This window comes from Sphingomonas nostoxanthinifaciens, assembly GCF_019930585.1.
In the GTDB taxonomy this organism is placed as follows: Bacteria; Pseudomonadota; Alphaproteobacteria; order Sphingomonadales; family Sphingomonadaceae; genus Sphingomonas_I; species Sphingomonas_I nostoxanthinifaciens.
The window spans coordinates 192991-219525 of record NZ_CP082839.1 but is presented as its reverse complement, the minus strand read 5'-3'; the positions used below and the strand labels follow the sequence as shown (position 1 = coordinate 219525).

Annotated in this window: 21 protein-coding genes; 8 read left to right on the top strand and 13 right to left on the bottom strand. The window is 69.9% G+C overall.

Annotated elements, in window-relative coordinates; genetic code table 11:
• Nucleotides 1-31: 31 nt before the first annotated feature.
• The 5 genes from ispZ to K8P63_RS01010 form a co-directional block, all read right to left on the bottom strand.
• On the bottom strand, nucleotides 32-628 hold the full coding sequence (ispZ, locus tag K8P63_RS01030) for a septation protein IspZ (protein ID WP_223798040.1): 597 nt from the start codon (nucleotides 626-628) through the stop codon (nucleotides 32-34).
• Entirely contained in the window at nucleotides 625-1569 is a 945-nt protein-coding gene (gene ftsY / locus K8P63_RS01025) for a signal recognition particle-docking protein FtsY (protein WP_223798039.1), read from the bottom strand. Before ftsY ends, ispZ begins: the two co-directional genes overlap by 4 nt.
• On the bottom strand, nucleotides 1566-2939 hold the full coding sequence (mtaB, locus tag K8P63_RS01020; RefSeq protein WP_223798038.1) for a tRNA (N(6)-L-threonylcarbamoyladenosine(37)-C(2))-methylthiotransferase MtaB: 1374 nt from the start codon (nucleotides 2937-2939) through the stop codon (nucleotides 1566-1568). Before mtaB ends, ftsY begins: the two co-directional genes overlap by 4 nt.
• Complete coding sequence (gene dapF, locus K8P63_RS01015) at nucleotides 2936-3733, bottom strand: diaminopimelate epimerase (protein ID WP_223798037.1); 798 nt, start codon at nucleotides 3731-3733, stop codon at nucleotides 2936-2938. The genes mtaB and dapF overlap by 4 nt, the downstream gene beginning before the upstream one ends.
• 148 nt (nucleotides 3734-3881) lie before the next feature.
• On the bottom strand, nucleotides 3882-5309 hold the full coding sequence (locus K8P63_RS01010) for a phospholipase D-like domain-containing protein (protein WP_223798036.1): 1428 nt from the start codon (nucleotides 5307-5309) through the stop codon (nucleotides 3882-3884).
• An 83-nt stretch (nucleotides 5310-5392) separates the two neighbouring features.
• Here K8P63_RS01010 and ppc point away from each other — a divergent pair, with 83 nt between their 5' ends.
• The 6 genes from ppc (at nucleotide 5393) to K8P63_RS00980 (ending at nucleotide 15494) form a co-directional block, all read left to right on the top strand.
• A complete protein-coding gene (ppc, locus tag K8P63_RS01005) occupies nucleotides 5393-8062 on the top strand; it encodes a phosphoenolpyruvate carboxylase (RefSeq protein WP_398288181.1) in 2670 nt (889 codons plus the stop codon).
• Nucleotides 8063-8130: 68 nt separating this feature from the next.
• Entirely contained in the window at nucleotides 8131-9957 is a 1827-nt protein-coding gene (locus tag K8P63_RS01000) for a sensor domain-containing diguanylate cyclase (protein WP_223798034.1), read from the top strand.
• 134 nt (nucleotides 9958-10091) lie between these two features.
• Nucleotides 10092-12911 carry a PAS domain-containing hybrid sensor histidine kinase/response regulator gene (locus tag K8P63_RS00995; RefSeq protein WP_223798033.1) on the top strand — a complete coding sequence of 940 codons (2820 nt, stop codon included), beginning with the start codon at nucleotides 10092-10094 and terminating at the stop codon, nucleotides 12909-12911.
• Between the two features lie 376 nt (nucleotides 12912-13287).
• A complete protein-coding gene (locus K8P63_RS00990) occupies nucleotides 13288-13506 on the top strand; it encodes a hypothetical protein (RefSeq protein ID WP_223798032.1) in 219 nt (72 codons plus the stop codon).
• Between the two features lie 55 nt (nucleotides 13507-13561).
• Complete coding sequence (locus tag K8P63_RS00985) at nucleotides 13562-14563, top strand: threonine aldolase family protein (protein WP_223798031.1); 1002 nt, start codon at nucleotides 13562-13564, stop codon at nucleotides 14561-14563.
• Nucleotides 14564-14570: 7 nt separating this feature from the next.
• A complete protein-coding gene (locus tag K8P63_RS00980; RefSeq protein ID WP_223798030.1) occupies nucleotides 14571-15494 on the top strand; it encodes a DMT family transporter in 924 nt (307 codons plus the stop codon).
• On the opposite strand, the gene K8P63_RS00975 is transcribed toward K8P63_RS00980, so the two are convergent.
• Nucleotides 15404-16204, bottom strand: a complete 801-nt coding sequence (locus K8P63_RS00975; protein WP_223798029.1) for a Rossmann-fold NAD(P)-binding domain-containing protein — start codon at nucleotides 16202-16204, stop codon at nucleotides 15404-15406. The two genes, K8P63_RS00980 and K8P63_RS00975, sit on opposite strands and share 91 nt — an antisense overlap.
• Before the next feature lie 62 nt (nucleotides 16205-16266).
• Here K8P63_RS00975 and pepN point away from each other — a divergent pair, with 62 nt between their 5' ends.
• Nucleotides 16267-18864 (top strand): aminopeptidase N, encoded by a 2598-nt coding sequence (gene pepN, locus K8P63_RS00970; RefSeq protein ID WP_223798028.1) that lies wholly within the window; start codon nucleotides 16267-16269, stop codon nucleotides 18862-18864.
• A 97-nt stretch (nucleotides 18865-18961) separates the two neighbouring features.
• On the opposite strand, the gene nagZ is transcribed toward pepN, so the two are convergent.
• The 3 genes from nagZ to argS are packed head-to-tail and all read right to left on the bottom strand — an operon-like array spanning nucleotide 18962 to nucleotide 22531.
• The gene (gene nagZ / locus K8P63_RS00965) at nucleotides 18962-19978 is read right to left on the bottom strand and encodes a beta-N-acetylhexosaminidase (protein ID WP_223798027.1); all 1017 of its coding nucleotides are present in this window, start codon (nucleotides 19976-19978) and stop codon (nucleotides 18962-18964) included.
• A 4-nt stretch (nucleotides 19979-19982) separates the two neighbouring features.
• Nucleotides 19983-20792, bottom strand: coding sequence for an SPOR domain-containing protein (locus K8P63_RS20705; RefSeq protein ID WP_263282669.1), 810 nt, complete (start codon nucleotides 20790-20792; stop codon nucleotides 19983-19985).
• Nucleotides 20792-22531 carry an arginine--tRNA ligase gene (gene argS, locus K8P63_RS00950; protein ID WP_223798026.1) on the bottom strand — a complete coding sequence of 580 codons (1740 nt, stop codon included), beginning with the start codon at nucleotides 22529-22531 and terminating at the stop codon, nucleotides 20792-20794. Before argS ends, K8P63_RS20705 begins: the two co-directional genes overlap by 1 nt.
• A 137-nt stretch (nucleotides 22532-22668) precedes the next feature.
• Between argS and K8P63_RS00945 the strand changes: the two genes are divergently transcribed.
• Entirely contained in the window at nucleotides 22669-23157 is a 489-nt protein-coding gene (locus K8P63_RS00945) for a CcdC protein domain-containing protein (protein ID WP_223798025.1), read from the top strand.
• 137 nt (nucleotides 23158-23294) lie between these two features.
• Here the strand turns inward: K8P63_RS00945 and ribH are convergent, their stop codons facing one another.
• From ribH to ribD, 4 genes are read right to left on the bottom strand one after another with little or no spacing between them, the layout of a single operon-like run.
• Nucleotides 23295-23714, bottom strand: coding sequence for a 6,7-dimethyl-8-ribityllumazine synthase (gene ribH / locus K8P63_RS00940; RefSeq protein ID WP_223798024.1), 420 nt, complete (start codon nucleotides 23712-23714; stop codon nucleotides 23295-23297).
• Nucleotides 23714-24835 (bottom strand): 3,4-dihydroxy-2-butanone-4-phosphate synthase, encoded by a 1122-nt coding sequence (ribB, locus tag K8P63_RS00935; RefSeq protein ID WP_223798023.1) that lies wholly within the window; start codon nucleotides 24833-24835, stop codon nucleotides 23714-23716. Before ribB ends, ribH begins: the two co-directional genes overlap by 1 nt.
• Entirely contained in the window at nucleotides 24819-25430 is a 612-nt protein-coding gene (locus tag K8P63_RS00930) for a riboflavin synthase (RefSeq protein WP_223798022.1), read from the bottom strand. Before K8P63_RS00930 ends, ribB begins: the two co-directional genes overlap by 17 nt.
• 59 nt (nucleotides 25431-25489) lie before the next feature.
• The gene (gene ribD / locus K8P63_RS00925; protein WP_223798021.1) at nucleotides 25490-26521 is read right to left on the bottom strand and encodes a bifunctional diaminohydroxyphosphoribosylaminopyrimidine deaminase/5-amino-6-(5-phosphoribosylamino)uracil reductase RibD; all 1032 of its coding nucleotides are present in this window, start codon (nucleotides 26519-26521) and stop codon (nucleotides 25490-25492) included.
• Nucleotides 26522-26535 lie beyond the last annotated feature (14 nt).

Genomic DNA, 26535 nt, shown 5'->3' with positions numbered 1-26535 from the left:
GGCAAGCTTGCTTGCCCGGCGAGAAGGGCAGCTATTCGGGCGGCAGCGGCGGCTCGGCCTTGACCTCGTCGAAGCTCAGCCCGTGGCGCATCAGCATCGGCACCTGCGCCGCGCCGAACACGATCGAGGCGGCGGTGAGCCCCCACGTCTTGACCGCCAGCCACGTGTCGAAGCCGACCTGCCGGCGCAGCACCTCGTTGACGATCGCCATCACCGCGAAGAAGATCGCCCAGTTGCGCGACAGCTTCATCCAGCCCGCCTCCTCGAGCCCCGGAAAGGCGGCCTGGAGCAGATATTTGATCGCCGGCTTGCCGACGGCGAGCCCGCCGACGAGGATCGCGGTGAACATCGCGTAGATCAGGGTCATCTTGATCTGGATGAAGCGCGGATCGTGCAGATAGATGGTGAGGCCGCCGAAGCCGATCACGAGGATCGCCGACAGCCACAGCATCGGCGAAACGCGCCCGAGCTTCCACCGGCTGACGATCACCGCGAGCACGATCGCGACCATGAATACGGCGGTGCCGGCGAACACGCCGACGAACTTGTTGGCGAGGAAGAAGGCGATCAGCGGCAGATAGTCGATCGCCAGCGTCCAGCCGCCGGCCTTGTCGGCGGGCGCGCTCATCGTGCCTTCTCCGGTGCCAGCCGCTCGATCCCGGCGATCGCGCGCGCGACCTCCATCGGCTCGAACGGGCGGAAATCGTCGAGCGTCTCGCCCACGCCGATCGCGTGGATCGGCAGGCCGAACTTCTCCGCGGCCGCGACCAGCACGCCGCCGCGCGCGGTGCCATCGAGCTTGGTCATCACCAGCCCGGTGACGTGCGCGGTCTGCTTGAACACCTCGATCTGGCTGAGGCCGTTCTGGCCGGTGGTGGCGTCCAGCACCAGCACCACATCGTGTGGTGCTGCGGGATTGAGCCGGCCGAGCACGCGGCGGATCTTGGCGAGCTCGTCCATCAGCCCGGACTTGTTCTGGAGCCGGCCGGCAGTGTCCACGATCAGCACGTCGATACCCTCGGCAGTGCCGCGCTTGACGCCTTCATAGACGAGGCCGGCGGCGTCGCCGCCCTCGGCGCCCGAGATGATCGGCACGCCGATGCGCTCGGCCCACACCTTGAGCTGGCCGATCGCGGCGGCGCGGAAGGTGTCGCCCGCGACCAGCATCACCGAGTAATCCTGCTCGGTCAGCAGGTGCGCGAGCTTGGCGATGGTGGTGGTCTTGCCCGATCCGTTGACGCCGATCACGAGGATCACCTGCGGGCGCGGAAACGCCTCGATCTCCAACGGCTTGGCGACGGGGGCGAGGATCGCCGCCACCTCCTCCGCCACGATCTCGCGCAGCCGCGCCTCGGTCAGGCCGAGCGCGAACCGCTCGCCCTCCAGCCGCGCGCGCACCTTGGCGGCGGTGGCGGGGCCGAGATCCGACGCGATCAGCGCCTCCTCGACCTGATCGAGCGTCTCGGCATCGAGCGCCGCCTTGCCGAACAGGCCGGAAAGATTCTCGCCGAGCCGATCGGAGGTGCGACGGAAGCCGCCGAGCAGCCGCTCGTGCCACGCGGTGCTCATGCCGGCGCCCCGATCAGCATATCGCCCTCGACCGCGACGATGCGCGTATCGACGATGCGGTTGGGAAAAGCCCTCTCCCCTTGGGGGAGAGGGTTGGGTGGGGGGACGCGCGCGTCAGAGATTGTCCCGACCTCGATCGCACTCGCAGCCATCGAGGCTGCTCGCGCGAGGCCCTCACCCCGACCCTCTCCCCCAAGGGGAGAGGGGGAGTAAGCGAGTCGCACCCGCGCGAAATTCTCCGCATGTCCCGTCACGCCATCCAACTCCACCAGCACGCGCTGCACCGTTCCGATCCGTTCCTGAAGCCACGCCGCGCGCCGTGTCTCCGCCGCCGCGCGCAGCGCCGCGGCGCGCGCGCGGACGATCGCCGGCGCTACCTGCGGCATCCGCGCCGCCGGGGTGCCCGCGCGCGGCGAATAAGGGAAGATGTGCGCGAAGACGATGTCGCAGGCGTCGATCAGCGCGAGGCTGTTCGCGGCCATGGCGTCATCCTCGGTCGGGAAGCCCGCGATCAGGTCGGCGCCGATCGCGAGTTCCGGCCGCAGCGCCTTCAACCGCGCGACCAGCGCGACCGCCTGCGCACGGCTGTGGCGGCGCTTCATCCGCTTGAGGATCAGGTCGTCGCCCGCCTGCAGCGAGAGATGGAGATGCGGCATCACCCGCGGCTCGTGCGCGATCAGTGCGGCAAGGCGATCGTCCACCTCGCACGGATCGAGCGAGGACAGGCGCAGGCGCGGCAGATCGGGCACGAAAGCGAGGATGCGCTCGACCAGCCGGCCGAGCGTCGGCGCGCCGGGGAGATCGGCGCCGTAGGCGGTGAGGTCGACGCCGGTCAGCACCACCTCCTGCACGCCGGCATCGACCGCCTTGCGCACCTCCTCGACCACGCCGCCGGCGGGGAAGGAGCGGCTCGGGCCGCGGCCATAGGGGATGATGCAGAAGGTGCAGCGATGGTCGCAGCCGTTCTGGACCGGCAGGAAAACGCGGGCGTGCTTCTCGCCCACCGTCACCCCAGCGAACGCTGGGATCTCTCGAGGGGTGCGCTCCGCCTCCTGAGATCCCAGCGTTCGCTGGGATGACGGGAGGTAGCTGAGGGGGTCCAGCTTCGCGCCGTTCGGCACGATCTCGGCCAGCCCGGCGAACGCCGCGGGCTCGGTGTCGGCGACGCAGCCGGTGAGGACGATGCGCGCCTCGGGCCGCGCGCGGCGGGTGCGACGGATCGCGGCGCGGGTCGACTTGACCGCCTCGGCCGTCACCGCACAGCCGTTGACGACGACGAGGTCGCGCGTGCCCGCCAGCCGCGCGCGGATCGCCTCGCCCTCGGCGATGTTGAGCCGGCAGCCGAGCGAAACCACCTCGACCGCGCTCACAGCCCGTCGGCCTCGCCGCTGAAGACGTGCGTCGCCGGCCCCGACATGCGGATCGTGCCGCCGGGCGCCCAGGCGATCTCGAGCGTGCCGCCGGGCAGCGCGACCGTCACCGGGCTCGTCACGCGGCCGGCGCGGATCGCCGCCACTGCGGTCGCGCACGCGCCGGTGCCGCACGCGCGGGTGAGCCCGGCGCCGCGTTCCCACACGCGCAGGCGGATGCGATCCGCCCCTTCGACCGTCGCGACGTTGACGTTGACGCGATCGGGGAAGAGCGGGTCATGCTCGATCTGCGGGCCGAGCCGCTCCAGCTCGACCGCGTCGGTATCGTCGACGAAGAAGATGACGTGCGGATTGCCGACATTGACCGCCGCCGGATCGGCCAGATCCTCCCACGCCACCGGCATGTGCGCCGTATCCATCGCATAGCCGAGCGGGATCGCGTCCCAGTCGAAGCGCGGCCGGCCCATGTCGACCGTGGCGCTGGCATCGTTGGCGGCGAGGCGCAGCATGCCCGCGAGCGTCTCGACGGTCGAGATCCCGCCGAGCAGCAAGGCGACGCAGCGCGAGGCGTTGCCGCACGCCTCGACCTCGCTGCCATCGGCATTCCAGATGCGCATCCGGGCGTCGGCGCTGTCCGACGGCTCGATCAGGATAAGCTGGTCACAGCCGATTCCCTCGCGCCGGTCGGCGATGGCACGCGCACGCGCGGCATCGATCGGCACCGCCGCGTCGCGCGCGTCGATCACGACGAAATCGTTGCCGAGCCCGTGCATCTTGTGGAAGCGGAAGCGCATCGCCGCGATCTAGGGACGCGGCGGCCCCAAGTCCATGCGCGGGGCGTGACCCAATCACGCGAACCGTGCTCCTGCGCACGCAGGAGCCCAGGGCCTGACGCGCTGCACCAGAAGCACTGGGCTCCTGCCTTCGCAGGAGCACGGATGGTCAGAGCAGCGGGCTCACCAACCGCGCGATCGCCTCGCCGGTGCGGCGCAGACGCGAGCGGCGGCGCCATTGGGTGAGGTCGAGCAATTCGCTGCGGTCCAGATAGCCCTGCTGCACCTTTTCGAGGCGGGCGATGCTGGCGGGATCGAGCAGCAGCAGGCTCACCTCCTCGTTGAGCTGGAACGAGCGGATGTCGACATTGCTCGATCCGGCGATGCCGAGCCTCCCGTCGATCGACAGATTCTTGGCGTGGAGCAGTTCGTCGCGATAGCGATGGACGCGCACGCCCGCCGCCATCAACTCGTCATAGTAAGACGATTGGGCGAGGTTGACGATGCGATGGTCGACCACCTTCGACACCACCAGATCGACCGTCACCCCGCGCGCGACCGCGGTGCGCATCGCGCCGATCAGGTCGTCGTCGGGGATAAGGTAGGGCGTGACGATCATCGCGCGGGTGCACGCCCGGTGCATCTGCCACACCAGCAACGTCTCGAACCCTTCGAGCGGGAAGTCCGCGCCGCTCGGCAGCAATTGGCAGATCGCGTCGCCAGCCGGTGCCGGGATGGCGGGCTCCGCCTCCAGCATCTCCTCGGTCTCGAGATACCAGTCGGCGATGAACACCGTCGCCATCTCCGCCACCACCGGCCCGGTCGCGCGCACCACCAGTTCGTGGTTGACGATGCCGGGGGCGAAATCCTTCGCGACGATGTTCTGCGAACCGGCATAACCGATCGCGCCGTCGATCACGAACAGCTTGCGGTGGTTGCGCATGTCGCGCCGCGTGCGATCGCGCAGCCAGCGGAAGGGCAGCGCCTCGCGCACTGCGACGCCCGCCGCCTCCAGCTTGGCGATCGCGCCCGCACGCCACTGGTGCGAGCCGACCGGATCGAGGATGACGTGGCACGGCACGCCGCGCGCCACCGCGCGGCCGAGCGCGTCGATCACGCGCACGCCCTGCCGATCGTCGGCGAAGATGTAGGCGAGGATGCGCACATGGATGCGCGCGCCGTCGATATCCGCCACCAGCCGGTCGATCACCTCGTCATAATCGTCGAGCAGGTCGACCGCGTTGCCGGCGACGGGGGGCAGCCGGCCGAGCGTGCAGGCGAGCCCGCTCACCTCGCGCTCGGCGGTGTCGAGCGTCGGCGCCGCCGCGGCGGAGAGCCTTTCGGCGATCGCGGTGGCGAACGGATCGAGCGCGCGGAAGCGATCGTGCCGCCACTTCGGGAATTTGGGCCGGCCGATCATCAGGAACAGGATCAGGCCGGGGATCGGCAGGAAGAAGATCAGCAGCAGCCAGCTGCGCACCGCCGCCGGCGAGCGCCGCCACGGCAGGATGCCGAGCGCGCCGAGCCGCACCAGCCATTCGGCGATGTAGTAGAATTCGCCGGCGCTCGGCGTCACGCGGGAGAGAAGGCTGTGCATCGCGGCGGTAGACGTATCAGTTACGCCTCCGTTCCGTCAGACGGCGGTTGACGTCGCCCGGTGTGCGCCGCAGCATGTTAACCATGGCCGACGCACCGCCGCTCACGCAGAATCCCGACATCCGTTTTCTCGGCCGGCTGCTGGGCGACGTCATCCGCGCTTATGGCGGCGACGCGCTGTTCCGGCGGATCGAATATATTCGCTCGGCCTCGGTCGATCGCGCGCGCGGGCTGGGCGGCGACGTCGATCCCGGGCTCGACGCGCTCGGCCCCGACGACATGCTCGCCTTCACCCATGGCTTCATGCTGTTCTCGATGCTCGCCAACCTCGCGGAGGATCGGCAGGGCGTGACCACCGAGCCCGGCGCCGACGTGGCGGCGGCGGTCGCACGGCTCGACGAGGAAGGCGTCGATCGCGCCGCGGTGCTGGCGTTGCTGAACCACGGCCTGATCGTGCCGGTCCTGACCGCGCACCCGACCGAGGTGCGGCGCAAGAGCATGATCGACCATCGCAACCGCATCGCCGAGCTGATGCTGCTGCGCGATACCGGCGCGACCGAGACCCCCGAGGGCGACCTGATCGAGCAGGCGATCTACCGCCAGATCGCCTTGCTGTGGCAGACGCGGCCGCTGCGGCGCGAGCGGCTGTACGTCGCCGACGAGGTCGATACGGCGCTATCCTATCTGCGCGACGTGTTCCTGCCCGTGCTGCCTGCGCTCTATTCGCGCTGGGAGCGGGTGCTGGGCGCGCGGCCGCGCAGCTTCCTGCGCGCAGGCAGCTGGATCGGCGGCGACCGCGACGGCAACCCCAACGTCGTGGCCGAATCGCTCGAGCTGGCGACGGGGCGCGCGGCCGAGGCGATCTTGTCGCATTATCTGGTGCTGCTCCACGCGCTGGGCGGCGAGCTGTCGATCTCGACCGAGCTCGCGCCGACCACGCCCGAGGTCGAGGCGCTCGCCGAGATTGCGAACGATCCGTCGCCCGCGCGCGCCGACGAGCCCTATCGCCGCGCGGTCACCGGCCTCTATGCGCGGGTCGCGGCGACCTACACGCGGCTGACCGGCAAGACGCCCGCCCGCCCCGCATCGGTCGCGGCCGAGCCCTATGCGACGCCGCGCGACCTGCGCCACGACCTCGCCACGCTGGCGCACGCTCTGGCCGAGGCTGGACACGGCGCGCTGGCGAGCGGCGGGGCGCTCGGCCGGCTGATCCGCGCGGTCGAGACGTTCGGCTTCCATCTTGCCACGCTCGACCTGCGCCAGAATGCCGACGTGCACGAGCGCGTCGTCGCGGAATTGCTGACGGTGGCAGGCGCCGAGCCCGATTATCTTGCGCTGGACGAGGCGGCACGCATCACCTTGCTGCGGCGCGAGCTCGCCACGATGCGGCCGCTCGCCAGCGCCTTCGCCGCTTATGGCGACGAGACGGTCTCCGAACTGGCGATCGTGCGCGCCGCGGCGGACGCGCACGCCGCCTATGGGCCCGAGGTCATCACCACCTACATCATCTCCAAGGCGGCGACCGTCTCCGATCTGCTGGAGGTGATGATCCTGCTCAAGGAAGCGGGGCTCTACCGGCCGGGCGATCCGCCGTCCTGCGCGCTGATGGTCGTGCCCTTGTTCGAGACGATCGAGGATCTGGAGCGCGGGCCCGACGTGATGCAGGCCTATTTCGCGCTGCCCGAGATCGCGGCGCTGACCACCGCGCGCGGCCATCAGGAGGTGATGGTCGGCTATTCGGATTCGAACAAGGATGGCGGCTACCTCACCTCGGTGTGGAGCCTGCACCAGGCGGGCCGCGCGCTGCGCCCGGTGTTCGCCGAGGCGGGCGCGGCGATGCAATTGTTCCACGGTCGCGGCGGCGCGGTCGGGCGCGGCGGCGGATCGTCGTTCGCCGCGATCCGCGCACAGCCGCAGGGCACGGTGCAGGGCCGCATCCGCATCACTGAGCAGGGCGAGGTGATCGCGGCCAAGTTCGGCACGCGCGACGCCGCTTTGGCGAATCTCGAGGCGATGACCGCCGCCACCCTGCTCGCCAGCATGGAGCCGCCGGAGGTGGAGGTGGGCGACCGCGCGCGCTTCATCGCGGCGATGGCCGCGCTGTCGGCCGATGCGTTCACCGCCTATCGCGCCTTGGTCTACGGCACCGAGGGCTTCCGCACCTTCTTCCGCCAGTTCACGCCGATCGCCGAGATCGCGACGCTCAAGATCGGCTCGCGCCCGGCCAGCCGCACCAAATCGGACCGGATCGAGGATCTGCGCGCGATCCCGTGGGTGTTCAGCTGGGCGCAGGCGCGGGTGATGCTGCCGGGCTGGTACGGCGTCGGCCACGCGCTCGACGCCTTTGCCGACAAAGGGCTGCTGCGCGCGATGGCGGAGGGCTGGCCCTTCTTCCAGGCGACGCTCGCCAATCTGGAGATGGTGCTCGCCAAGTCCGACATGGGGCTGGCGGCACGCTATCTGACATTGGTCGAGGACCAGGCGGCGGGTGCGGCGATCTTCGCCCGGATCCGCGACGGCTGGGAACGCACCTGTGCCGGGCTGCTCGATGCCACCGGCCAGTCGCGCCTGCTGGAGCGCAGCCCGCAGCTCGAGGCCTCGGTGCGGCTGCGCCTGCCCTATCTGGAGCCGCTCAACCTGCTCCAGATCGAACTCATCCGCCGCCATCGCGCCGGCGAGGAGGATGCGCGCGTGCGCGAGGGCATCCAGCTCTCGATCAACGCCATCGCCACCGGCCTGCGCAACAGCGGCTGAGCCGCCCCCTTAAGGCTTTATTAGGCGGCCGCGCCCATATCCATGACCGGGTGGGGTGGGGCTTCCCGATGGGAATTTTAGCTTTGAAGCTGGTGTGGCAGCGGCTGGGCCTGGCCGTCCTGACGTGCGTCGCGATCCTCGCGGCGGGCCTGTTGAGCGATCACGCGGTGAACCACGTCGGTGGCCATCAGGCGCTGTGGCCGTGCGACGCGATCATGCTCGGCCTGCTGGTCGCGCGCGGCCGCGACCGGCGCGACGAACTCGCGATCATCGCCGGCGGCCTGCTCGGCGGCTTCCTGCTCAATCTGGCGAACGCCATACCGCCCATATTGGCCGTGCCGCTCGCGCTCGCGACCCCGGCTGCGGCGCTGACCGCGCTCGCGCTGCTGCGCCGCTTCGGCGTGACCCGCGACATTTTCGGCCGGGTCAGCGACGTGCTGGCGCTCGGCATTGCGTGCGTCGGCGGCGCGTCGGTCTCCGCGACGTTCGGCGCGATCGAGCAATGGTCGCTGCACGGAATCTCCTTCCCCGGCGCATGGATCGACTGGTACGGCGCGGCCTTCCTCGGCGCGCTGATGCTCGTGCCGATGATCGCGATCGGTGCGCAGCTCGGCGATCGGCGCCACGCCGGCGTGCTGGAAGGTCGATCGCTGACCGAAGTCATCCTGCTGCTCGGGCTGACGGCGATCGTGGCCGATGTGGTGTTCTTCTGGACGACCCTGCCTTTGCTGTTCCTGGTGCTGCCGACGGTGCTGCTCGCCACCTTCCGGCTGCGCGCGTTCGGCGCCGCGGGCGCGGTGGCGATCGTCGCGGTGATCGCCACCTTCGCGACCGCGCATGGGCATGGCCCGGTGGTCACCCACCTCGCCAGCCACGGCGCCCGCGCGCTGGCGCTGCAGCTGTTCCTGTCGAGCTGCTTCCTGAGCGCGCTGCCGATCGCGGCGTTGCTGTCCGAACGCGAACGCCAGGCCGAAGAGACGCGCCTGCTCGCCGAGCGGCTGAAGACGGTGATCGAGAATATCGGCGAGGTGATCTACAGCATCGATGCTGCCGGCAATTGGAGCTACCTCAACCCCGCGTGGGAAACGCTGACCGGCCATCCGATCGCCAGCGTGATCGGGCAGCCCTGGGCGGCATTGGTCGATCCCGACGATCATGACGAACTGGTCGAACGGCTGGCCCCGGTGCTGGCCGGGCGCCAGCGGACGCTGCGACGCGCGGTGCGCTTCGTCACGGCGGGCGGACCGCGCTGGATGGAGCTGTTCATCCAAGCGCTGACCGCCGCCGACGGCACCCCGGCCGGCGCTACCGGCACGTTGCGCGACATCGACGATCGCAAGCGGCTGGAAGAGCATGTCATGACCGCCAAGCGGCGCGCCGAACAGCGCGCGCGCGAGGCGACCATGCTCGCCTCGACCGACGAGCTGACCGGCCTCGCCAACCGGCGCGCCTTCATGCAGCAGCTCGAGCGCGAGCTGGCGGGCGCGGCGGAGTTTGGCTGGCCGCTGTCGGTGGCGATGTTCGACGTCGACCATTTCAAGTCGGTCAACGATCGTTTCGGCCACGCCGTCGGCGACCGCGTGCTGCAGCTCATCTCGGCGCGCGCCGGAACCGCCGTCCGCGGCGGCGACCTGATCGGTCGGCTGGGCGGCGAGGAATTCGGCATCATCATGCCCGGAGCCACCGCGGAGGATGCGATGGTCGTCGCCGAGCGGCTGCGCGAGGCGGTGGAGAGCGCGCCCGACGATCAGATGGGCCTGCCTTCGGTGACTGTCAGCGTCGGCATCGCCGAACGCGAGGCGCTGCGCGACCCGCTCGCGCTGCTGGCCGGCGCCGATGCCGCGCTCTATGCCGCCAAGGAAAGCGGCCGAAATCGCGTGCGACTGGCGGCCTGAGCGCGCCTTCCGCCCGACCCGCCGACCCGTTAGAAGGGCCGACGATGAGTGTGCCCCGCTCCCTCGGCAACGTCTTTCGGTCCGGCAGCGGCGCAAAGGGGTCTGCCGTCGATCCTTCCCCCACCGGAGCCTCCATGGCGGAGCGCATCCGCGCGTTCGACTGGGCGACCTCGCCGCTGGGCCCGGTCGCGGGTTGGCCGCGGGCATTGTCGATCGTGCTGGAGACGGTGCTTGCCGCGCAGGCCGAGATCATCCTGTTCTGGGGCCCGCAGCATGTCGCGCTCTACAACGATGCCTATGCGCCGAAGCTGGGCGATCGGCATCCCCATGCGCTCGGCCGGCCTGCGCGCGACAGCTGGCAGTCGCTGTGGCCCGAACTGGCGCCGATGCTGGAGCGCGTCCGCAACGGCGGCGCGAGCATCGGCGAGAAGGACCACGCTTTCTATGCCGCGTCGGCCCAGCGGACGATCTATTTCGACATCTCGTTTTCGCCGGTGCGCGACGATGACGGTTCGGTCGGCGGGGTGCTCTGCCTGGTCACCGACACGACCGAGCGCGTCCGCGCCGCGCGCCGCGCCGACGACGAGCGGCAGCGGCTTGCCGCGATGTTCGAGCAGGCGCCGGGCTTCATGGCGATGCTGCACGCGCCCGATCATGTCGTCGCATTCGCGAACCCGGCGTTCGAACGGCTGATCGGCGCCAGCGGCATCGTCGGCCAGCCGCTCGCGCGACTGCTGCCGGCCGACGCGATGGCGGTCGTGACCGAGGTCGCGGCCAGCGGCATTTCGTTCACCGCTCATGCCATGCCGACCACGCTCCGCACCGCCGAGGGCGGCGCGACGGTGCGCAAGCTCGACTTCGTGGTCCAGCCGATCCGCGACGATGCGGGCAAACTGACGAACATCTTCATCGAGGGCAGCGACGTCACCGATCGGATCGAGGCGGAACGCAAGCTCGCGCTCAGCGAAAGCTCGCTGCACCTTGCGATTGCGACCGCGGAGATCGGCACCTGGGATGTCGATCCGGCCAGCCTGACGCTGCGCTGGAACGAATATACCTATGCGATGTTCGGCATTCCGGTCGGCACGCCGATGACCTTCGCTGATTTTCGCAACGCGCTGCATCCTGACGATGTCGCCGCGACGGCCGCGGCGTTCGAGGCCGCGCTCGATCCCGTGCGCCGTGCCGATTATGACGTCGAATATCGCACGATCGGCCGCACCGACGGGCTCGTCCGCTGGGTCGCGGCGAAAGGGCGCGGCGTGTTCGAAGGCGGCGCGTGCGTGCGCGCGATCGGCTCCGCGATCGACATCACGCGGCGCAAGCGCGCGCAGGACGAACTGCGCGAGAGCGAGCTGCGGTTTCGCAGCCTGGCCGACAGCGCGCCGGCCTTGATCTGGATGTGCAATGCCGACGGCGACCTGATCTTCGCCAATCAGTGGCACGAGCGTACCTTCGGCCGGCCGGTGCGCGATCTGTTCGGCGGCGGCTGGCAGGATATCATCCACCCCGACGACGCCGCGGGCTTCCGCCGCGATTTCGATGCCGCCTTCGCCGCGCGGCTGCCGTTCGGCCGCGAAGTGCGGGTGATCGATCGCGACGGCGCGACGCGCTGGCTGCATTGCGAGGCGCGCGCGCGGCACAGCGACGATTGCTTCATCGGCTATGTCGGCTGCGACGTCGACGTGACCGAGAGCCGCCTCGCCGCCGAGGCCTTGGAGCGGCGCATCGCCGAACGCACCGGCCAGCTCGCCGCGAGCAACCACCAGCTTTCCGCCCAGATCGAGGAGCGCGAGCGCGTCGAGGCGACGCTCCGCCAGATGCAGCGGCTGGAGGCGGTCGGCCAGCTCACCTCGGGCGTGGCGCACGACTTCAACAATCTGCTGACGGTGATCCTCGGCAATATCGAGATGATCACGGCGGGCAATCCCGACGACCGCATCCGCAAGCGGCTCGGCTACATGCGTCTGGCGGCGGAACGCGGCGCGACGCTGACCGCGCAACTGCTCGCTTTCTCGCGCCGCCAGCGGCTGGAGGCGCGGCCGATCGACCTCAACGCGACCGTCGCCAGCATGCGCGACCTGATCCAGAGCTCGATGGGCGGATCGGTGCGGCTGGAGACGAAGCTCGCGCCGTCGCTGTGGCCGGCGCTGGTCGATCCGACGCAGATCGAACTCATCATTCTCAACCTCGCGATCAACGCGCGCGACGCGATGGAGGTGGGGGGAACGCTGACGATCGAGACCGACAATGTGACGCTGGGCGCCCCCGAGCGCGCCGAGGAGCCGCCAGCCGGCGACCATATCATGATCGCGGTGGCCGACAGCGGCACCGGCATGACGCCCGAGGTGCGCGAAAAGGCGTTCGAGCCATTCTTCACCACCAAGGAGGTGGGCAAGGGATCGGGCCTCGGTCTCGCCCAGGTCTACGGCTTCCTCAAGCAATCGGGCGGCGGCGTCGCGATCGAGACCGCGCCGGGCATCGGCACCACGGTGCGCGTCTACCTGCCGCGCGCGGAGGAGCGCCGGCTGGCACCCCGCAATCCCGCCACATCGCTGCCGCCGGCCGCCCCGACCCATCAGGCGGAGGGGCGTCGCATCCTCGTGGTGGACGACGACGCGCGGGTGCGCGACATCACCGTGTCCGCCCTGCGCGCGATGGGCGCCGAAGTGATCGAGGCGGGCAGCGGCGATGCCGCGCTCGATCGACTGGAGGAAACGAGCGGCCTGGTCGACCTGCTGGTGGTCGATTTCGCCATGCCGGGCATGAACGGCGCCGAACTGGTCGCCGCCGCGCGCGCGCGTTGGCCGGCGCTGCCGTCGCTCTACGTCACCGGCTATGCCGATCTGTCGGCGATCGCGACGGTGAGCCAGGACGTGATCGTGCAGAAGCCGTTCCGCAGCGAGGAATTGGCGCGCAAGGTCGGCACGCTGCTGGCGCGCGCCACCGCCTGATTATAGATATTGGCGCTTCTGCTGCACTGACGCTGCAATTGCCAGCGGCCTAACGGACCTTAGGTTCGCGGTTATCCTCGCCTGTCGCCTCGGCCTGCGCATTTGTCGTAACCAGTCTTGCTGCAGCGGCCTCTCGTACTGTGACCGAAAATCGATCGGGGTGACGGAGAGCGACCTGCTCAAACGTCAAATCGATCATGTTGCGAGTGACGAGCATCTGAAATCCGTCTGACGGTCTAACTCCAACAACGAGATGCGCTACTGTTTCTTCTTCACCTATCCGACCGATCATCTGTCGAGTTCGTGAAAGACGGATAGTCTTGCCACGTTCATTTGATAAGGCATCCTCCAGCGCATGTATGGAACGCCAAACGTCATGTTCGAGCGTGCCGGGCAGCTCGGCTGGCAAGACCTCAAAAAGGCGGCGCCGAGCCGCCTCAACCACCTCGGAAGCGTTCTGTCGGACGGCGTTAGCAATCATGCGCCGGAGTTTTGCCGGATCGTCACATTGTGTGATGAAATCCAAAGCTCGCGCGGCAGTATTTTTCATCCGCCGTTGTCTAAGATCACCATCAAGGGATGGGAAGATCTTTGAGGAGCTGCTTCCACCGCCTGATTGACGACGCATCGGCCGCGCGCCAAGCGGGGCCATGCGCTTCTTTTCCGACAACGCCGCCCCCGTCCACCCCGCCGTGTTCGCGGCGATGGCCGCCGCCGACCATGTCGACACCGCTTACGACGGCGACATGCTCAGCCGCGGCCTCGACGCACGCTTCTCGGCATTGTTCGGGCGCGAGGTGTGGGCGATGTGGGTGCCGACCGGCACCGCCGCCAACGCGCTCGCCTGCGCGGCATTGTGCCAGCCTTATGGCGGCATCTTGTGCAGCCGCGACGCGCACATCCAGAATGACGAGGGCGGCGCGCCCGAATTCTACACCCACGGCGCCAAGCTGATGCTGGTCGATGGCGACGGTGCGAAGGTGACGCCCGATGCCGTCGCCGCGGCGGCGAACCTGATCGCGAACGACGTCCACCGCGTGCAGCCGCAGGCGCTGTCGATCACCAACGCCACCGAATATGGCCGCGTCTACACGCCCGACGAGGTCGCGGCGCTCGGCGAGCTGGCACACGGGCGCGGCTGGGGTTTCCACATGGACGGCGCGCGCTTCGCCAATGCGGTGGCGCATCTCGGCTGCACGCCGGCCGAGCTGACGGTCGAGGCCGGGGTCGACGTGCTGAGCTTCGGTTTCGTCAAGACCGGCGGTCTTTCGGCCGAGGCGCTGGTGTTCTTCGACCCAACCCTGGTCGACGCGACCAAGCGCCGGCGCAAGCGCGGCGGGCATTTGCTGTCGAAGGGCCGTTATCTCGCCGCGCAGATCCACGCGATGCTGACCGACGACCTGTGGCTGCAGACGGCGCGCGCCGCCAACGCCGCCGCGCGCATGTTGGCCGACGCTGCCGGCGAGCGACTGGTGCATGCGGTCGAGGCGAACGAGATCTTCCTGCGCGTGACCGAGGCCGAGGCGGCGGCGCTGCGCGCCGAGGGATTCGACTTCTACGATTGGGCGCCGGGCGAGATCCGGCTGGTGACGCATTGGGCGAGCCCGGCGGACGAGGTGCGCACGCTCGCCGCCGCGATCGCCGCGCTGTGATGCGGCCATGAGCTACGCGCCGCCCTTGCCGGCGGCGGTGCAGGCCCGGGTCGCGCTGCCGTTCGCGATCTGCACCCTGATCTGGGGATCGACCTGGTTCGTGATCGGGTCGCAGCTTCAATATGTGCCCGCGGCGTGGTGCATCGCCTATCGCTTCACGCTGGCGTGCATCGCGATGGTGGCGGTGGCGAAGATCGGCGGACGCTCGCTGGCGATCGGGCGCGCGGGCCACGGCCTCGCCATCATGGTCGGCGTGCCGCAATTCACGTTCAACTACATCTTCGTCTATTCGGCGGAGGAGCAGATCGCGTCGGGGCTGGTGGCGCTGGTCTCGGCGCTGCTGATCGTGCCCAATGCCTTGCTCGGCCGCGCCTTGCTGGGGCAGGCGGTGTCGCGACGCTTCCTGATCGGATCGGGCGTGGCGATGGCGGGGATCGCCTTGCTGTTCGCCGACGGCGTGATGCGCGGCGGCGGGCTCGACGCGCATCGCACGATCCTTGGCGTCGTGCTCTCGCTGGGCGGGGTGGTGGCGGCATCGACCGCCAACGTGCTGCAGGGCACGCGCCAAGCGAAGGCCATCCCGCCCGCCAGCCTGATCGCGTGGGCGATGGCCTATGGCGCGGCGTGCGACATCGCCTACGCGCTGGTGACGGCGGGGCCGCCGGTCTTCTCGACCGCGCCGATCTACCTCGCCGGGCTGCTCTATCTGGCGGTGGCGGGGTCGGCGGTGACCTTCACCCTCTATTTCGCGCTGATCCGCACGATCGGGCCGGCGCGCGCGGGCTATATCGGCGTGCTGATCCCGGTGATCGCGATGGCGCTGTCGACGCTGTTCGAAGGCTATCGATGGACGGCGGCCGCCGCGGCCGGGGCGGCGCTCGCCGTCGCCGGGCTGCTGGTGGCGATGAGGGCGCGCAGCCCGACGCGATAATCGGGATAGAGTGGCTGCCAGCCGAGCAGCCGCCGCGCCTTGCCGTTCGCGACGCGGCGATTCTCGCCGTAGAATGCGCGCGCGGCGGGCGAGAGCGGCGCCGTGTCGAGCGACTGGAGCGGCGGCAGCGGCAAACCCAGCGCCACGGCGGCCCACTCGATCAGGTCGCGCTGCGGCGCCGGCAGATCGTCGGCCAGATTATAGGCACCGGCTCGCCCCGTCGCGATCGCCGCCCGCACGCCGCCGACGACGTCGTCGACGTGGACGCGGCTGAACAATTGCCCGTTCGCGTCGATCCGCTGCGCCGTGCCCGCCGCCAGCCGATCGAGCACCGACCGCCCCGGTCCGTAGATGCCGGGCAGGCGCAGCACGCGCGCGCCGAGCGCCAGCCACGCCGCATCCGCCGCCAGCCGGGGCCCGCGCCGCCCGCCGAGCGGCGCGCTCTCGTCGACCCACGCCCCGCCGCTGTCGCCATAGACGCCGGTCGAGGACAGATAGCCGATCCAGGGCACGCGGCCGATCGCCGCGCCGTGGCGCGTCAGCACGGGATCGCCGGCATCGTCGGGCGGCGCGGTCGACAGCACGTGGGTGGCATGATGAAGCGCGTCGGCACCCGCGCCGTCGCGCCCGACCGCCACCACCCGCCAGCCCTGCGCGACCAGCGTCGCGGCGATCCGCGCGCCGCAATAACCCGGTCCGAAAAGCACCATTGTCCGCACGCGCCTGGCCTTAGCACTGGCGCCATCGCCCGGCCCGCCATAAATCCGCTGCCATGCTCGACGCCCCGATCGCCGCCACGCCGCACGCCGCCATCCAGCGTGGCGATTATCTGCCGCCCGACTGGCTGGTGCCCGAGATCGCGCTGGACGTGACGCTCGATCCCGCGCGCACGCACGTCCGCGCGCGGCTGACGGTGCGCCGCAACGGCACGCATAACCGCCCGCTGCGCCTCGACGGCGACGGCCTCAACGCATTCGCTGTGACGATCGACGGCGAGGAACTGCACGATGCGTGGCGCATGGACGGGCCAGCGCTGGTGATCGACCTCGCCGGCGACGACCATCTGATCGAGACCGAGGTGGAGATCGCGCCGAGCCTCAACTCGGCGCTGATGGGGCTCTACGAATCGGGTGGTATCCTCTGCACCCAGTGCGAGGCGGAGGGCTTTCGCCGGATCACCTTCTTCCCCGACCGGCCCGACGTGCTCAGCCGCTACACGGTGCGAATGGAGGCGGACAAAGCGCGCTATCCGGTTCTGCTCGCCAATGGCGACGCGATGGATGCGGGCGATCTGCCCGCCGGCCGCCATTACGCGCTGTGGCGCGATCCCTTCCCCAAGCCCTGCTATCTGTTCGCGATGGTGGCGGGCGATCTCGTCGCCAACCACGGCATCTTCACCACGCGCTCGGGCCGCGACATCGCGCTCGGCATCTGGGTGCGGCCCGAGGATCTGGCGAAGACCGATCACGCGATGCAGTCGCTCAAGGCATCGATGGCGTGGGACGAGCGCGTCTATGGCCGCGAATATGATCTCGCCATCTTCAACATCGTCGCCGTCAGCGATTTCAACTTCGGCGCGATGGAGAATAAGGGCCTCAACATCTTCAACTCGCGCTACGTGCTGGCCGACGCCGACACCGCGACCGATGCGGATTTCGACGCGGTCGCGGGCGTGATCGCGCATGAATATTTCCACAATTGGTCGGGCAACCGCGTCACCTGCCGCGACTGGTTCCAGCTCTCGCTGAAGGAGGGCTTCACCGTCTTCCGCGACCAGCAATTCTCGGCCGACCAGGGCAGCGCCGCGGTCAAGCGGATCGAGGATGTGCGCGCGCTGCGCGCCGCGCAATTCCCCGAGGATGCAGGCCCGCTGGCGCACCCGATCCGCCCCGAGGCCTATATCGAGATCAGCAACTTCTACACCGCGACGATCTACAACAAGGGCGCCGAGGTGATCCGCATGCTGCGCGCGCTGTTGGGCGCGGACGGCTTCCGCGCCGGCACCGATCTCTATTTCGAGCGGCATGACGGCCACGCCGCGACGTGCGAGGACTTCATCGTCGCGATGGAGGATGCGACCGGCGCCGATCTCGCGCAGTTCCGCTTGTGGTATTCGCAGGCCGGCACGCCGCGCGTCACCGCCGCGCTGGATTATGACGCGCCGGGCGGCCGCGCGCGGCTGACGCTGACGCAGACCGTACCGCCGACGCCCGGACAGCCCGACAAGGCGCCGATGCCGATCCCGCTCAAGGTCGCATTGCTCGGCGAGCGGAGCGGCCAGTCGATCCACGCCGAGCAGCTCGTCACCCTCGACGCCGAGGTCGGCGAAGTGCTGTTCGACGGGCTCACCGAACGGCCGGTGTTGTCGATCAATCGCGGCTTCTCCGCGCCGATCATGCTCGACAGCGACCGCTCGGCCGCCGACCTCGCCTTCCTGTCAGCGCACGACGACGATCCGTTCGCGCGCTACGAGGCGATGCAGCAATTGATGCTGCAGAGCCTTGTCGGCGGCGTCGCCACCGGCACGATCGATCACGCGCCGGTGATCGATGCGGTGCGCCGCACGCTGACCGATCCGACGCTCGACGCCGCCTTCATCGCCGAGGCGGTGCTGCTGCCGTCGGAGGCGATGATCGGCGACCAGCTCGGCGCGGTCGATCCCGATGCGATCCACCATGTGCGCGAGGCATTGCGCGTCGATCTCGGCCGCACGCTGGATCATGCGTGGCGCGATGCCTATGCGCGCACCCACGCCAATCGCTACGATTACACGCCGCTCGCCAAGGGCATGCGCCGGCTGCGCACCGTCGCGCTCGGCTTCATCGCCGCGAGCGGCGCCGACGATGCGGCGCGGCTCGCATTCGACCAGTTCGCGCAGGCGGACAACATGACCGACCGGCAGGGCGCGCTCGGCGTGCTCGCCAACGGCACCGCGCCCGAACGCGAGCGCGCGCTCGCCGATTTCTACGCGCGCTATCGCGACGATCCGCTGGTGATCGACAAATGGTTCAGCGCGCAGGCGCTGTCGACGCGCGCGGACACGGCGACGCAGGTCGCGGCATTGTCGCGCCACCCCGACTTCACCATCGCCAATCCCAACCGCATGCGTGCGCTGATCGGCGCGTTCGCGGTCAACCAGCGCGCGTTCCACGATCTGGCAGGCGGCGGCTATGCGTTCGTGGCGGACATGATCCTCGCGGTCGACAGGCGCAATCCGCAGACCGCGGCGCGGCTGGTGCCCGCGCTCGGCCGGTGGCGGCGGTTCGAGCCGGCCCGCTCGGCGGCGATGCGCGCCGAACTCGAGCGGATCATCGCCACGCCCGGCCTGAGCAAGGATGTGTGCGAGCAGGTGTCGAAGAGCTTGGGCTGACGCACTACTCCTCGTCATGCCAGCGCAGGCTGGCATCTCATGAGGCGCAGGGCGCGCTCGACCCTCGGGAGATCCCAGCCTTCGCTGGGATGACGCATTAGCCCTCTAGCTTGTAATCCAGCAGTGCGTCGCGGCGCGCGACTAACGCCTCGAACGGCGCGTCGTCGGTGGCGCCGGCAATCGTCGCCATCGCCGCCTCGAGCCGCTCCTGCGCGCGCGGCGCGATCGCCTCGACCGCCGCGACGCACGCCTCCATCTCGGCGATGTCGCCCGAGCAATGCAGGCCGACGTCGCAACCCGCCGCGATCACCCCCGCCGCGCGCGCACCGAAATCGCCCTGAAGCGCGTGCATGCCGAGGTCGTCGGACATCAGGAAGCCGTCGAAGCCGATGCGCCCGCGCACGATATCGCGGATGATCGTGGGCGAGAGGCTGGCGCAGGCGTCGCGATCCCACGCAGTGTAGACCACGTGCGCGGTCATCGCCATCGGCGCGCCCGCCAGCGCCCTGAACGGCGCGAGATCGGTTTGCAGCACGTCATCGGGCGCGTCGACCAGCGGCAGCTCGACATGGCTGTCGGCCATCGCCCGGCCATGGCCGGGCACATGCTTGACCACGCCGACGACGCCGCCCGCGCGCAATCCCTCGATCGTCGCGCGGCCGAGTGCGGCGACGCGCAGCGGCTCCGCCCCCAAAGCACGATCGCCGATGATGTCGTGCGCGCCCGGCTGGCGCACGTCGAGCAAGGGCAGGCAGTCGACCGTGATCCCGACCTCGCGCAGCATCACCGCCAGCGCCTGCGCATTGGCGCGCATCGCCTGGATCGCCGTCATCGGTGCGCGTTCGTAAGCGGCGTCGAATACCGTGCCGGGCGGGAAGGCCGGCCATTCGGGCGGCTGCATCCGTGCGACCCGGCCGCCCTCCTGATCGATCAGGATCGGCAGATCGTCGCGACCCGCGAGCGCGCGCAGATCGTCGGTCAGCGCGCGCAGCTGCGCCCGATCGACCACATTGCGGCGGAACAGGATGTAGCCGGCGGGATCGGCGGCGCGGAAGAAAGCGCGCTCGTCGGCGGAGAGTGCCAGCCCGGCCAGCCCGAGGATCAGCGGGGTCATGCGCTCAGCCGGTCACCACCGTGCACACCTCGCCCGCAATCTTCAGCCGCGCGCACAGGCTGCGCGCATCGCCGCCGCTCGCGCGCAGGCGGTAGAGCGTCTTGTCGCCCACCTGCACCGGCGTGATCGACATTGCGAGCGGGGCGAGGAAGCCGAAGCGGGAGGAGAGCGACTTCCACACGGAGCGCGCCTTGGCTTCGCTGTTGAGCGCGCCGAGCTGGATCGTGCCCCCGCCGATGACGGGAGCCGGCTTCTCCGTCGCCGTGGCGGCGGGCGGTACGACCGGCACGGGCTTCGGCACCAGCCGTGGCAGCGGCGGCGCGGGCTGGGCCGGAGCGGGAACCGGGTTCGCCATCGTCGGCACGGGGGCCGCCGCCGCCGGGCGCGCCGGGACGGTCGCGGTGGCGTGCGGCGCGGCAGGCGCCTGCCCGCTGCCGGGGCCAGCGACCGGCTGCTCGGGAATCGCGGCGAGATCGAGCGGCGCGTCGATGTCGCCGCCGGTGCCGGTCTTCTCGGCGACCGCACCGCTGCCGTCGACCGTCAGCCCGCCCGGATTGACCGGCTTGACCTTGTACGGCGTGGTCGGCGCATGGATGATCTTGCCGAGATCGGCGTGGCTCGCCTGCCAGTGGCGGAACAGCATGACGGCGGCGACGATCAGCGCGATCGCGACGAGCAGGCCGAGCCCGATCAGCGCGATCCCACCGAAATTGCCGCCTTCGGCATAATCGTCCTCATCCTCGACCGGCTCGAGCCACGGCAGCCGCTCGTTACCGAGCCCTTCGCCGCCCAGCCCGCGCCGTATCTCCGCCATCAGTGCATCTCCTCGGCCGCGGCAACGCCCATCACGCCCAGGCCGTTGCGCACGATCTGCCCGATCGCGTCGGCCAGCGCCAGCCGCGCGGCGGAGAGCGGCAGATCGTCCGCCAGCAGGAAGCGGCGGCGCGGATCGTCATTGCCGCGATTCCACAATGCGTGGAACGCCGCGGCGAGATCGTAGAGGTAGAAAGCGACGCGATGCGGCTCGTGCGCCGCCGCCGCCGCCTCGATCAGGCGCGGATATTGCGCGGCGAACTTCACCAGCGCCAGTTCCTCGGCATCAAGCAAAGCCAGATCGGGCGCGGGCAGCACCAGCCCCTCGGCGCCCGCGCGGCGATGGAGCGAGCGGATGCGGGCATGGGCATATTGCACGTAGAAGACCGGATTGTCCTTCGACGCCTCGACCACCTTGGCGAAGTCGAAATCCATCTGCGCGTCGGCCTTGCGGGTGAGCATCGTGAAGCGGACGACGTCGCGCCCGACTTCGCCGACCACGTCGGCGAGCGTGACGAAGCTGCCCGAGCGCTTCGACATCTTCACCGGCTCGCCCGCGCGCAGCAGCCGCACCATCTGCACCAGCTTCACGTCGAACGGCTTCGCGCCGCCCGGTTCGTTGGCGGTCAGCGCCGCCACCGCCGCCTTGATGCGCTTGACCGTGCCGGCGTGATCGGCGCCCCAGATGTCGATCAACTGGTCGGCCTCCTCGGCCTTCTGCGCGTGATAAGCGAGATCGGTGCCGAAATAGGTGAGGCCGCCGTCCGACTTGCGCACCGGGCGATCCTGATCGTCGCCGAACGCGGTCGCGCGGAACAGGGTCATCTCGGTCGGCTCCCAATCGTCGGGCAGCTCGCCCTTGGGCGGCTCGAGGGTGCCCTGGTAGACCAGGCCCTCAGCACGCAACCGATCGAGCGCAGCGTCGACCTTGCCGGCCTTCTGTACGGCGGCCTCGGACGCGAACACCTCGTGGACGATGCCGAGCAAGGCGAGATCGCTGCGGATCACGTCCATCATCGTCGCGACCGTCTTCTCACGGAACAGATCGAGCCATTCGCTTTCAGACGCGTCGCGGAAGCGCTCGCCAAATTCCTTCGCGAATGCCTGCCCGATCGGGATCAGATAATCGCCGGGATAGAGCCCCTCGGGGATCGTCACCGTCTCGCCCAGCGCCTCGCGGTAGCGCAGGTGCGCCGAGCGGGCGAGCGTCTGCACCTGCGCGCCGGCATCGTTGATATAATATTCGCGCGTCACGCGATGGCCGGCATATTCGAGCAGGCTGGCGAGCGCGTCGCCGACGACCGCGCCGCGGCAATGGCCCATGTGCATCGGCCCGGTCGGGTTGGCCGAGACATATTCGACATTGACGCGCGCATTGCCGCCCATGGTCGAGCGGCCATAATCGCCGGTCTCGGCGAGGATCGTCGCCAGCTCGTCGCGCCACGTCTGATCGGTCAGCCGCACGTTGAGGAAGCCGGGCCCGGCCATCTCGGCCGAGACGACGTGCGGCAGCGCCGCCAGCCGCGGCTGGATCAGCGCCGCCAGCGCGCGCGGATTGGTGCCGGCGGGCTTGGCGAGCACCATCGCCGCATTGGTGGCGAGATCGCCGTGCGCGGGATCGCGCGGCGGCTCGACCGTCACCCCGCGGCGTTCGAGCCCGCCCGGCAGCGCGCCGTCCTGCACGAGCGCATCGAGGATGGCGTCGAGATCGGCGGCGAAACGGGCATGGAGTGTCGGCAAGGCAGCTATCCGGTGATCGGGGTGTCGGCTCGGGCCTTATCACCCGTATCCGGCGAAGGCTATCGACGCGCCACGCGGCCACCGCTATAGTCGAGCAACACAGCTGGAGCCCCGCGCCGACGATGCATGCCCACCCGATGCCGGCCTGGATCAGCTACCTCATCACCGCAGCGGTCATCGGCATCGTGCTGATGCTCCGCGTGCGCGGCATGCGGCGCGCGCGGCGGCTGCGGCTGGAGCAATTGTGGATCGTGCCGGCGATCTACGGCGTGCTGACGCTGTGGATCCTCTACCAATTCCCGCCACACGGGGCGAAGTGGCTGTGGCTGGCGGTCGCTTTGGCGCTGGGCGCGGCGCTCGGCTGGCGGCGTGCGGCCTATATGCGGATCACGATCGATCCCGCGACGCACGCGCTCAACCAGCAGGCGTCGCCGGCGGCGTTGGTGTTCATCGTCGTGCTGATCCTCCTGCGCCAGGGCCTGCGCTACGAGGCGCCCGCGCTCGGGCTCGACATCATGACCGTGACCGACGTGCTGGTGGTATTCGCACTTGGCCTGCTCGCCGCGACGCGCGCGGAGATGTTCCTGCGCGCGCGGCGGATGCTGGCGATGGCCGGGGCGGTCTGACCGGCCAAAACTGCCGTTCATCCTGAGGAGCCACTGAGCAAAGTCAAAGTGGCGTCTCGAAGGACGGTGCTTCGAGACGAGGCTTCGACTTCGCTCAGCCTCTCCTCAGCACGAACGGACGTGGCGCGGGTATCGCCTCAGCCGAAGTGCGCCTTCAGCTCGAGCATTGCGATCGCGGCCTTGGCCGCCTCGCCGCCCTTGTCCTTCTCGTCGGGGCGGGCGCGGGTGAGTGCCTGCGCCTCGTTCTCGACCGTCAGGATGCCGTTGCCGATCGGCAGCGCATCGAGCGTCAGCGCCATCAGGCCGCGCGCGCTCTCGTTCGACACCACTTCGAAATGATAGGTCTCGCCGCGGATCACGACGCCGATCGCGACATAGCCGTCATAGCGCCCGCTCTCCGCCGCCAGCGCGACCGCCGCGGGAATCTCGAGCGCGCCCGGCACGGTGACGGTCTCGTGGCTGTGCCCTGCCGCCTCCAGCGCGGCGCGCGCGCCGGCCAGCAGCAGGTCGTTGAGATGCTCGTAGAAACGCGCCTCGACGATCAGGAAACGCGCCATCACTCCACCTCTTCGGGAATCGGCCGCTCGGCGACCACGTTGATGCCATAGCCTTCGAGGCCGACGATGTTGCGGTGCGCGTTGGTGAGCAGAACCATCTCGTGAATGCCGAGATCGGCGAGGATCTGCGCACCGATGCCGTAGCTGCGCAGGTCCATGTCGTCCCCGCTCGCGTCGCGCTTGGCGAAGCCGCCGGGCGTGCGCGTGCCGAGCAGCACGATCACGCCGCTGCCGGCCTTGCCGACCTCGACCATCGCGCGCTGCAGCGTGCGCTTGCGCGGCCCCGGCTCGCCCAGCATGTCGGAGAAGAGCGAGACGGCGTGGACGCGCGCCAGCGTCGGCTCGCCGGGCACGACGCGGCCCTTCTGCAACACCAGATGCTCGGTGCCCTCGACCTTGTCGCGATAGGTGAGCAGGCGCCACTCGCCGCCATAATCGGAGGTGAAGGGCGCATCGCCGATCTGTTCGACCAGATGGTCGTGGCGGCGACGATAGGCGATCAGGTCGCGGATCGTGCCAATCTTGAGGCCATGGCGCTGCGCAAAGGCGACGAGATCGTCGAGGCGGCTCATCGTGCCGTCCTCGTTCATGATCTCGCAGATCACGCCCGAGGGGTTGAGCCCGGCCAGCCGCGCGACGTCGACCGCTGCCTCGGTGTGGCCCGCACGCACCAGCACCCCGCCCTCGCGCGCGACCAGCGGGAAGACGTGGCCCGGCGTCACGATCTCGTCGGGCTCCTTCGACGCGTCGATCGCCACCGCGACGGTGCGCGCGCGATCGGCGGCGGAGATGCCGGTGGTGACGCCATCACGCGCCTCGATCGAGACGGTGAAGGCGGTTTCGTGGCGCGTGCCGTTGTTGCGGCTCATCAATTGCAGGCCGAGCTGGTCGACACGCTTCTTGGTGAGCGCGAGGCAGATCAGGCCGCGCCCGTGCTTGGCCATGAAATTGACCGCGTCGGGCGTCGCCATCTGCGCGGGGATGACGAGATCGCCCTCATTCTCGCGATCCTCGTCGTCGACGAGGATGAACATGCGGCCGTTGCGCGCCTCTTCGATCACCTCCTCGGGCGTCGAGAGGAAGGCGTGGCGCAGGCGCGCGACTTCAGGATGGGCGGACACGCAACTGCTCCATGCGGCCGAGATAACGGGCGAGGACGTCGATCTCGATGTTGATCGCGCGGCCGGGCTCGACCGCGCCGAACGTGGTCATCTCGGCGGTGTGCGGAATGAGGTTGATGCCGAAGCGCGCCGTGCCGCCGGGCATGTCCGCCACCTCGTTGACGGTCAGCGACACGCCGTCGAGCGCGATCGAGCCCTTGGGCGCGATATAAGCGGCGAGCGCGGCCGGCGCCTCGATCGTGATGCGGGTCGAATCGCCCTCGGCCGCCACCGCGACCACGGTGCCGACCCCGTCGACATGGCCGGTGACGATGTGGCCGCCCAGCTCGTCGCCGACCCGCAGCGCGCGTTCGAGATTGAGCGCGAGGCCCTCGCGCCAGTCGCCGGCGGTGCGCGACAGCGTCTCGGCCGAGACGTCGACCGCGAACCAGTCGTCGCCCTTGTCGACGACGGTCAGGCACACGCCCGAGCAGGCGATCGACGCGCCGAGATCGATGCTGGCGACATCGTAGCGCGTGGCGATGCGCAGGCGCAGGTCGCCGCGCTGCTCGACGGCGGCGATGCGGCCAAGGTCGGTGATGATGCCGGTGAACATATCGGTCCTGCTAGCGCCTCAAGCGGCCGGGAAAGTCGAGCAACTTTTCCTGATGCCCTCTAATCTCGCGCGCGCTCGTAGACTTCGAGGCGGTCGCTGCCAAGCGCGCGCGCATCGACGACGCGCCAGCGCCCATGCGCGGCGGCGAGCGAGGCGAGGCCGATATCGCCGATCGCGGGGCGCCCCCCGCCGATCAGGATCGGCGCGCGATAGAGCAATAGCCGATCGACCAGATCGGCGGCGAGGAAGGCCGAGGCGGTGACGGCGCCGCCCTCCACGAGCAGGTGATCGACGTCGATCAGGGCCGAGACGGCGGCAGGATCAGGTATCACTTCCCACCCTTCGTCACCCCGGACCTGTTCCGGGGTCCACCGCACGGCTGGATCAGCGGCGGCGTCACCTGGCGCAGCCGTGGATGCCGGAACAGGTCCGGCATGACGGGTGAGTACGAGTCGACGCGGCGCGCGCGCCCCAAGCCCCGGCAGGCGTACGTCGAGCCGTGGTGCGTCCGCATCGAACGTGCCGCGACCGACGAGGATCGCCTCGTGCCGGCTGCGCTCCAGATGCGCATGCGCGCGCGCCTCGGCGCCGGTGATCCATTTGCTCTCGCCATCGGCGCGCGCGATCGCGCCGTCGAGCGAGGTCGCGAGCTTGAGCGTCACGTGCGGCCGGCCGCGCGCGCGGCGGGTGAGGAAGCCCGCCATGCCGCGCCGTGCGTCGGCCGCCAGCACGTCCTCGACCACCGCGATCCCCGCCGCGCGCAGCCGCGCAAAGCCCGCGCCGGCGGTGCGCGGGTCGGGATCGGTGAGCGCCGCCACGACCCGCGCCGGGCGCGCCGCGACCAGCAGATCGGCGCAGGCCGGCCCGCGCGGGCTGGCATGGGCGCAGGGCTCGAGGGTGACATAGACCTTGGCACCGGCCGCCGCGTCGCCCGCTTCGGCCAGCGCCATCGCCTCGGCGTGCGGGCGGCCGCCGGGCTGGGTCCAGCCGCGCCCGACGACACGGCCGTCGCGGACGATGATGCAGCCGACATTGGGATTGGGCGCGGTGCGTCCGCGTCCGCGCGCGGAGAGCGCCAGTGCGGCGCCCATCCACCGCGCATCGT